This window comes from Kocuria sp. 2SI (assembly GCF_005502825.1).
Taxonomy (GTDB): domain Bacteria; phylum Actinomycetota; class Actinomycetes; order Actinomycetales; family Micrococcaceae; genus Kocuria; species Kocuria palustris.
Map to the genome: position 1 here is coordinate 53713 of NZ_SCNB01000016.1, position 8430 is coordinate 62142.

The 8430-nt window shown below is 71.7% G+C and carries 6 protein-coding genes; all 6 read left to right on the top strand.

The annotated features are described in order from the left end of the window. The first annotated feature begins 312 nt into the window (after positions 1–312). The 6 genes from FFS25_RS09885 to FFS25_RS09915 all read left to right on the top strand — a co-directional run bounded on the left by FFS25_RS09885 (position 313) and on the right by FFS25_RS09915 (position 8390). Complete coding sequence (locus tag FFS25_RS09885; RefSeq protein ID WP_137802785.1) at positions 313–1848, top strand: ABC transporter substrate-binding protein; 1536 nt, start codon at positions 313–315, stop codon at positions 1846–1848. A 3-nt stretch (positions 1849–1851) separates the two neighbouring features. Next, positions 1852–2808, top strand: coding sequence for an ABC transporter permease (locus FFS25_RS09890; protein ID WP_006213649.1), 957 nt, complete (start codon positions 1852–1854; stop codon positions 2806–2808). Beyond that, complete coding sequence (locus FFS25_RS09895; protein ID WP_249933855.1) at positions 2805–3854, top strand: ABC transporter permease; 1050 nt, start codon at positions 2805–2807, stop codon at positions 3852–3854. Before FFS25_RS09890 ends, FFS25_RS09895 begins: the two co-directional genes overlap by 4 nt. Then, positions 3851–5734, top strand: a complete 1884-nt coding sequence (locus FFS25_RS09905) for an ATP-binding cassette domain-containing protein (protein WP_137802786.1) — start codon at positions 3851–3853, stop codon at positions 5732–5734. Before FFS25_RS09895 ends, FFS25_RS09905 begins: the two co-directional genes overlap by 4 nt. A gap of 61 nt (positions 5735–5795) precedes the next feature. After that, positions 5796–7229: an MFS transporter gene (locus tag FFS25_RS09910; RefSeq protein ID WP_137802787.1), complete on the top strand. Its 1434-nt coding sequence runs from the start codon at positions 5796–5798 to the stop codon at positions 7227–7229. Between the two features lie 81 nt (positions 7230–7310). Then, the gene (locus FFS25_RS09915) at positions 7311–8390 is read left to right on the top strand and encodes an enoyl-CoA hydratase/isomerase family protein (RefSeq protein WP_249933856.1); all 1080 of its coding nucleotides are present in this window, start codon (positions 7311–7313) and stop codon (positions 8388–8390) included. Positions 8391–8430 lie beyond the last annotated feature (40 nt).

The following is an 8430-nucleotide window of genomic DNA, read 5'->3' on the forward strand; positions in this document are numbered from 1 at the left end:
GCCGCGGTCGCGCGCACCTGAAGGAGGCGGATCATGACGACAGTGAGCGGATCCACCCTCCAGGCCCGCCGCCGCGACTGGAGCTTCCATGAGCGCAGCTCCGGCAGCATCCCGTAGCTGAGCATCCTTCTGCCCACGACCCGGTCAGGTCCGCTGCGATCGCCCGGGCGCAGCGCCCCGTCACGTCTCGGGGCTCGACACTCGGATGACTCCATGGCTTCAGACCCTCAGCTCCGCTCTATCCCCCTGTCCTCGTCTGCGCTCTCCGCTCGCCCGATACCCCCTCGGCTGAGCCGTCGGGGGCTGCTGGCCGTGGCTGCCGGCGGTGCCGGGCTCGTGCTCAGCGGCTGCGGCGGAACGGAGGCCTCGGTGCTCGAGGCCGGCGACACCCCCGTGGAGGGCGGGACGCTGCGCGTGGGGATCACCGGAGGCGGCGCCTCGGACACCGTCGACGCCCACGTTCCCCTGGGCACCGGCGACGCCGCCCGCATGTTCAACCTCTACGACACCCTGTTCGCCTATGACGCGGACTACCAGGTGGTGCCGTCGCTGGCCGAGTCGGCCGAGCCGAACGAGACCGGCGATCAGTGGACGGTCACGCTGCGCGAAGGGGTGCGCTTCCACGACGGCAGGCCGCTGACCTCGGCGGACGTGCGCTTCACCTTTGAACGGATCATGAACCCGGAGGATCCCAAGAGCGGGTCCAGCAAGCTGGCCACGCTCGAGTCCGTCGAGGAGGTCGACGAGCGCACCGTGCGCTTCGTGCTGGGCTCCCCGGACGCGGTGCTCACGGATGCGCTGGCCCAATACGTCATGGGCATCGTGCCGCAGGACTACGACCCCGCCGACCCGATCGGCACCGGTCCGTTCCGGCTCACGAACTTCGAACCGGGCGGGACCACGCAGCTGACGGCTTTCGACGACTACTGGCAGGGCCGTCCGCATCTGGACGAGGTCCTGCTGATGAACTTCGACGACGAGGACGCGCTGATGAACTCGCTGCTGTCCTCGCAGGTGGACGTGATCGCGCAGGTGCCGCTGCCGCTGGTCCACGTGATCTCGGAGGACCCCCGCATCCAGGTGATCACCTCCGAGACCGGCAACTGGGTCCCGTTCACCATGCGCACCGACATGGCGCCGTTCGACGACCCCCGGGTGCGGGAGGCCTTCAAGCTCGTGATCGACCGTGAGCAGATGATCGAGGTCGCCTTCGCCGGGCAGGGGAGGGTCGGCAACGACATGTACTCGCCGTTCGACTCCGCCTACCCGCAGGACCTGCCGCAGCGCGAGCGCGATATCGAGCGCGCCAAGCAGCTGCTGAGCGAGGCCGGACACCCGGACGGGCTGAGCGTCGAGCTGGTGACCGCCCCGATCCAGGCCGGTGCGGTCGAGGCCGCCACGGTCTTCGTCGAGCAGGCCGCCGACGCCGGGATCGAGGTCTCGCTGCGCAGGGTCGATGCCACCACGTTCTTCGGCTCGGGCTACCTGGAGTTCCCGTTCGCGCAGTCGTTCTACTACACGCGCAACTTCCTGCCGCAGGCCGCGGACACCTCCCTGCCGGACTCTCCGTACAACGAGACCCACTGGGACCAGCCCGAGTTCACGCAGCTCGTGGCCCAAGCCCGCGAGACCCTGGACGACGCCGATCGCGACGAGCTGATCCGCCAGGCCATGCAGCTGCATCACGACGAGGGCGGCAACATCATCTTCGGCTTCTTCGACGTGGCCGATGCCTATCAGCGCTACGTGGGCGGCGGGGCCAGCGACCGATCGGGCATGCCGATCGCGTCGTTCCGCTTCCGGAACCTCTGGATCGAGACCGGCGACGCCGCGGACGGGGAGGCCTGAGAGATGCTGAGCATGATCCTGAAGCGGCTGGCGGTCTCCGTGCTGGTCCTGCTGGCGGTGTCCTTCGTCGTCTTCGTCTTCACCCTGCTGCTGCCGGGCGATCCCGCCCAGGCGATCCTTGGCCAGCAGGCGACCCCCGAGCGGCTCGAGGCCCTGCGCTCGCAGCTGGGGCTGGATCAGCCCTGGTGGCAGCGCTACTTCGACTGGCTGGGCGGCATCCTCACCGGGGACCTCGGCGTCTCCGCCGCCACGGGCGGTTCGATCAGCGCGCTGCTGGGCGAGCGGATCGTCAACTCGCTCGTGCTCATGGCCATCGCCGCCGTGATCGCCGTGCCACTGGGGCTCGCCCTGGGCACCTGGGCCGCCCTGCGCCGCGGCCGCGCCTCGGACACCGCGCTGAACACCGGGTCCATGATCCTCGCCTCGCTGCCGGAGTTCGTGGTCGGCATCGTGCTCGTGGCGCTGTTCTCCACGACCGTGCTGCAGATCCTGCCCTCCGTGACCATGGCCGCCCCCGGAACGCGGGTGTGGGAGTTCCCGCTGCAGCTCGTGCTGCCGGTGGCCGCGCTCGTGCTCGTGGTGGTGCCCTACATGGTGCGCATGATGCGCCAGACCATGACCGAGGTCCTCTCCAGCGGCTACGTGGAGATGGCCCGGCTCAAGGGCGTGCCGGAGCGCCAGGTCATCCTGCGCCACGCCCTGCCCCATGCGATCGGTCCGGTGGCCCAGGTCGTGGCCATGCAGCTGGCCTGGCTGGCCGGCGGCATCGTGGTCATCGAGGTCCTCTTCCGGTATCCCGGGATCGGGCAGGCCATGGTCGATGCGGTGAACAACCGCGATGTCCAGGTCGTGCAGACGATCTCGCTGCTGATCGCCGCTTTCTACGTGGTGGTCAACCTGCTGGCCGACGTCGTCGGGATCCTGGCCAATCCCAAGCTGCGAACGGAGTCGGGACGATGAGCGCTTCCACCACCAGGGCCCCCTCGACCGGCGCGATCGGCGGCGGCCCGGTCCGAGACAGCCTGACCCGCCGATTCCTGGCCCGCACGGAGTCCAAGGTGGGTCTGATCCTGACCGGGGCCGTGCTGCTCGTGGCGATCCTCGGGCCGTTCCTGGCCGCCGCGCTGACGGGGCACACCACCACCGAGTTCGTGGGGCGGCCCTTCGTGGCCGACGGCGCGGCGCTGGGCACTGACAACCTGGGCCGCGACGTCCTCTCCCGCTGGCTAGCAGGCGGCTGGCGCCTTCTGCTGTGGTCCGCGGCGGCCACGGTGCTGGGCGTGGGCCTGGGCGCGGTGCTGGGCATGGTCGCGGCCATGGGCGGCGGCTGGCTCGATGCCCTGATCATGCGCATCGGCGACATCGGACTCGCGCTGCCGCAGCTCGTGTTCGCCATGCTGGCCGTCACCGTGCTCGGCCCCAAGGGCTGGGTGCTGATCCTGGTCGTCGGCCTGACCCATGCGCCGCGCACCGCGCGCGTGATGCGCTCGGCCGCCGTCGGCGTGGTGGGCGAGGACTACGTCCTGGCCTCCCACATGTACGCCGTGCCGCAGTGGCGGATCCTGGCCCAGGACATCCTGCCGAACGTCACGGGCCCGCTGATGGTCGAGCTCGGTCTGCGCATGACCTACTCGATCGGCGCGCTGGCCTCGCTGTCCTTCCTGGGTCTGGGCATGCAGCCGCCCACCGCCGACTGGGGCCTGATGATCAACGAGAACCGCATCGCCCTGGCCGTCCAGCCGTGGGGCGTGTTGCTTCCCGTGCTGGCGATCGCCGTGCTGACGGTGGGCACCAACCTGATCGCCGACGGCATCGCGGCCGCCTCGGCCGGCGGCAGCTCCGTGGTCGAGGAGGATCTCGAGGGCATCCGAGCCGGCGCACAGGGCGCGGCACCAGCGGGCGGCCCGGCGGTTCCCGAATCCGAGGCCTCCACCGGCTCGGCCACCGCCTCCGCTTCCGGCACCGGATCCGATGCCGCCTCGAGCCCCGAGGAGGGACGACGATGACCCCGAGCACTGCATCGCGCGCAGAAGGCAGGCGCGCCGCGGACCCGTCGTCGGCGGCCACCGTCGAGAACGCCCTGAGCGTGTCCGGGCTCGATCTCGGCGTGACGGGCGGACGCCAGATCCTGCACGACATCGGCTTCGAGCTGCACCCCGGGCGCATCCTGGCGCTGGTGGGGGAGTCCGGCTCCGGCAAGACGACGGCAGCCCTGGCGTGCATGTCGTACCTCAGGCCGGGCCTGGAGCTGCGCGGCGGCTCGATCACGCTGCATCCGGGCGCCTCGCGCTTCCACCCGGACGGCGCGCAGCTCCCGGAGCTGAGCTCGGCGCAGGTGCGGCGGCTTCGCGGGTCCACGATCGCCTACGTCCCGCAGGACCCTGCGCTGTCGCTCAACGGGTCCATGCGCGTGGGCGAGCAGATCGCCGAGGTCCTGCGCATCCACGACTACGGCGCCGGCCCCGCCTCCCGCACGGCGCGCGTGGCTGAGGTGCTCGAGGAGGTGGGCATGCCCTCGGACGCCGCCTCCCAGCGCCGCTACCCGCATCAGCTCTCGGGCGGTCAGCAGCAGCGCATCGGCATCGCCATGGCGTTCGCGACCCGCCCGGCCGTGATCATCCTGGACGAGCCCACCACGGGCCTGGACGTGGCCACTCAGGATCTGGTCCTGGACACGGTCATCGACCTGACCCGCCGCCACGACGCCGCAGGGCTCTACATCACCCACGACATCGCGGTGGTCGCCCAGATCGCCGACGAGGTCGCGGTCATGCTCAAGGGCCGCATCGTGGAGGCCGGCTCGGCAGAGCAGGTGCTGCGCGCCCCGACCCACGACTACACGCGCCGCCTGGTGGCGGCCGTGCCGGACCTCGAGGGCCGCAAGCGCATCGGTGGCGGCCTGCCGGTCGGCCAGCGCGGCGGGGCGGGCGCGGCTGACGCGGCGCAGGCGCCCTCGGACGCACCGTCGGGAGCCGGAACGGCGGTCGCCCCAGCCGCGCTCCCGTGGGCGCAGGACGCGGACACGACCGAGGACCCGGCGGGGACCGCGGCCCCCTCGGCGTCCACGGCCGAGCCCGAGGCGACGGCCTTGCCCGAGCCTCGGTCCGAGCGGGAGGCGACGACGCCGTCGTCGCGTCCCCTGCTGGCGGTCGAGGACCTGAGCCTGTCGTACGGGCCCAAGACGGTGCTGGACGGGCTGCGGCTGGAGCTGCACTCGGGGCAGACCACGATGCTGCTGGGCGAGTCGGGCTCCGGCAAGACCACCCTGGCCCGCGCCATCGCGGGACTGTCGGCGGCGTCGTGGACCGGGCAGGTGCTGCTGGACGGTGAGCCGCTGGCCGAGACCACCCGCAAGCGCGCGGCGGAGCAGCGTCGGCGCATCCAGTACATCTTCCAGTCGCCGTTCTCGTCGCTGAACCCCCGGCGCACGATCGGCGAGTCCCTGGCCGTGCCGCTGCAGATGGGCGGCGGGATGTCCTCGGCGCAGCGTCGCGAGGCGGTCTCCGTGGCGCTGGATCAGGTCCGGCTCGGCCGCTCCTACATCGACCGCCGACCCGGCGACCTCTCCGGCGGCGAGCGGCAGCGCGCGGCGATTGCCCGCGCGCTGGTCAGCGCCCCGTCGGTGCTGGTGTGCGATGAGGTGACCTCGGCGCTGGACGTCTCCGTGCAGGCCGCGGTGATCGAGCTGCTGCGCGAGATCCAGGATGAGACCGGCATGGCCATGCTGTTCGTGACGCACAACATCACGCTGTCCCGGCACATCGCTCACCGCCTGGCGGTGCTGCAGAAGGGCCGGATCGTGGATCATGGGCTCACCGAGGACGTCCTGGCCCGTCCGGACAGCGAGTACACGCGCGATCTGCTGGAGCACGTGCTGACGCTGTGACCGGCGGCGCGGACCCCATCCGTGCGGCCGACCCTGGCACGCCCCCACAGAGAGCAGGCTCGTGAACACGCAGACCGTCCATGCCCCCACGCGCACCGAGCGCCTCGACCGGCTGCCCTTCAACGGGCGGCATCGCCGGCTGCTCGGGGCCTCCGGCATCGGCTGGGCGCTGGATGCCATGGACGTGGGCCTGATCTCCTTCGTGATCGCCGCCCTGGCGCAGCAGTGGGGCCTCGACGCGCAGACCCGGTCCTGGATCATCTCGGCGGGCTTCCTGGGCATGGCGCTGGGGGCCTCGCTGGGCGGTCTGCTCGCGGATCGGATCGGACGTCGAGCGGTGTTCAGCCTGACGCTGCTGGTCTACGGCCTGGCGACCGGGGCCAGCGCGCTGGCGATATCGGTGACGGCGCTGATCATCCTGCGCTTCCTCGTGGGCCTCGGCCTGGGCTCGGAGCTGCCGGTGGCCTCCACGCTCGTGTCCGAGTTCGCGCCGCGGCGCATCCGCGGCCGCGTGGTCGTGTGGCTCGAGGCGTTCTGGGCGCTGGGCTGGATCGCCGCCGCGGCGATCGGGTACTTCGTGGTCGCGGCCTCAGACTCCGGCTGGCGCTGGGCCCTGGCTCTCGGGGCGGTGCCGGCCCTCTACGCCCTGGTGGTCCGATTCGGGCTGCCGGAGTCCGTGCGCTTCCTGGAATCGCGCGGCCGGTATGACGAGGCCGAGCGCGTCGTGCGCGACTTCGAGACCGACGGCGGGCGCCGGGAGGGCTCCGACCACGACGACGCCGCGGCCGTCGAGGCGGCGCGCGATGAGGCCGAGATCCGGTCCGCCGAGCGGCCCGCAGCCGCGATCGACTCGGCGAGGGTCGAGGCACCGGCAGATCCGTCGCTGCAGGGACAGCCCGAGCAGGGTCAGCCGTCGTCGATCTTCGCCGCTGGGCTGCGACGGCGCACGCTCGCGCTGTGGACCGTGTGGTTCTGCCTCAACCTGGCCTACTACGGGGCGTTCACGTGGATCCCGTCGCTGCTGGTCGAGCAGGGCTACAGCCTGGTGCGCTCCTTCGGCTTCACGCTGATCATCACGCTCGCCCAGCTGCCCGGCTATGCCATGGCCGCGTGGCTGATCGAGGTCCTGGGACGGCGCGTGACGCTGGTGGTCTTCCTGGCGGGCTCGGCTGCCTCCGCCATCGGCTTCGGGCTGGCGGATTCGGAGGCCGCGGTGATCGCGGCCGGGTGCTGCCTGTCGTTCTTCAACCTCGGGGCCTGGGGCACGCTCTACGCGATCGGCCCCGAGCTCTACCCCACGTCCCTGCGCGGCACCGGCACCGGGCTGGCGGCAGGAGTGGGGCGCATCGCCTCGATCGCAGCGCCCCTGATCGTCCCCGTGCTGTTCGTCGCCGGTGGCATGCCGGTGGTCTTCGGGGTGTTCTCGGCGGCCTTCGCGATCGCGGCGATCGCCGGGCTCCTGCTCCCGGAGATGAAAGGGCGCCTGATCGGCTGAGGGGGCCGTCGACGGGAACTGCGGCGGCAACCGCCGTCGGGCTCTGCCTCCCGGCAGGTGCGCGCTCCTACTGTGGTGGTCATGACGCAGAACGCAGCGAGCGAACCCGCCCCCGATTCCAAGGCCTACGTGCGCACCGAGGTGCGGGACGGCACCGGGATCATCGTCCTGGACCGCCCCAAGGCCCTCAATGCGCTCACGGCGCGCATGTACCGCGACATGCTGGAGGCCCTGTGGGCCTGGCGGGACGACGACGCCGTCACCCAGGTGCTCGTGACCACCTCCGCCCCACGCGCCTTCTGCGCCGGCGGCGACATCCGGCAGATCCGCGACGCCGTGCTCGACGACCGCTTCGAGGACGGCGTGGCCGCCTTCACCGACGAGTACTCGCTCGACCTGGCGATCTCGCAGTACCCCAAGCCGTACGTCGCGGTCATGGAGGGCTACACGATGGGCGGCGGCATGGGCATCTCCGTGCACGGCTCGCACCGCATCGTCACCGACACGACCGTGATGTGCATGCCGGAGACGGCGATCGGATTCTTCCCGGACATCGGCGCCTCGTGGTTCCTGCCGCGGGTCTCGCTGCTGGGCCGCGGTCCGTCGCTGGGCGTGGGCCGCTGGATGGGCCTGACCGGCGCTCGGATCTCCGGGCCGGACGCGCTGGCGATCGGGCTGGCCGACAACTTCGTGCCTGAGTCGCGGCTCGAGGCCTTCAAGGAGGCCGTGGTCAGTGACGGCGTCGCCGCCGCCGTCGCCGAGTACTCGGCCGGCCCGGGGGAGAACGACGGCATCCCGGAGGCCTCGCTGCCCGAGCGCTGGGACGAGATCGAGGAGCTCTACGGCGCGGACACGCTGGGCGAGATCCTGGTCAAGGCCCCGGCCGAGGATCTGGCGGGGGCGTCGCCGTCGTCGCTGGTGCGCACGTGGGAGCTGCTGGAGCGCGGGGCGGAGGCCGAGTCGCTGCAGGAGTGCCTGGAGCGCGAGCTGGCTCTGGCCGCGGACACGATCGTCTCCCCGGACTTCGCCGAGGGCGTGCGCTGCACCATGATCGACAAGCAGGACGAGCCGCAGTGGTCGCCGGCCACGGTGAGCGAGGTCGATGTGGAGGCCATCCGTCGCGTGCTCGATCAGCCCGGACAGCTGCGCACCCGCCCCTGACCCCTCCCTGCCAAGCCCGAGCCTGAGCCCGACCCTGCTC

What these genes read in the sequence shown, in the direction of transcription:
- FFS25_RS09890 (WP_006213649.1), top strand. Translation starts at nt 1,852, where the DNA reads ATGCTGAGCATGATCCTGAAGCGGCTGGCGGTCTCCGTGCTGGTCCTG.
- FFS25_RS09895 (WP_249933855.1), top strand. Translation starts at nt 2,805, where the DNA reads ATGAGCGCTTCCACCACCAGGGCCCCCTCGACCGGCGCGATCGGCGGC.
- FFS25_RS09905 (WP_137802786.1), top strand. Translation starts at nt 3,851, where the DNA reads ATGACCCCGAGCACTGCATCGCGCGCAGAAGGCAGGCGCGCCGCGGAC.
- FFS25_RS09915 (WP_249933856.1), top strand. Translation starts at nt 7,311, where the DNA reads ATGACGCAGAACGCAGCGAGCGAACCCGCCCCCGATTCCAAGGCCTAC.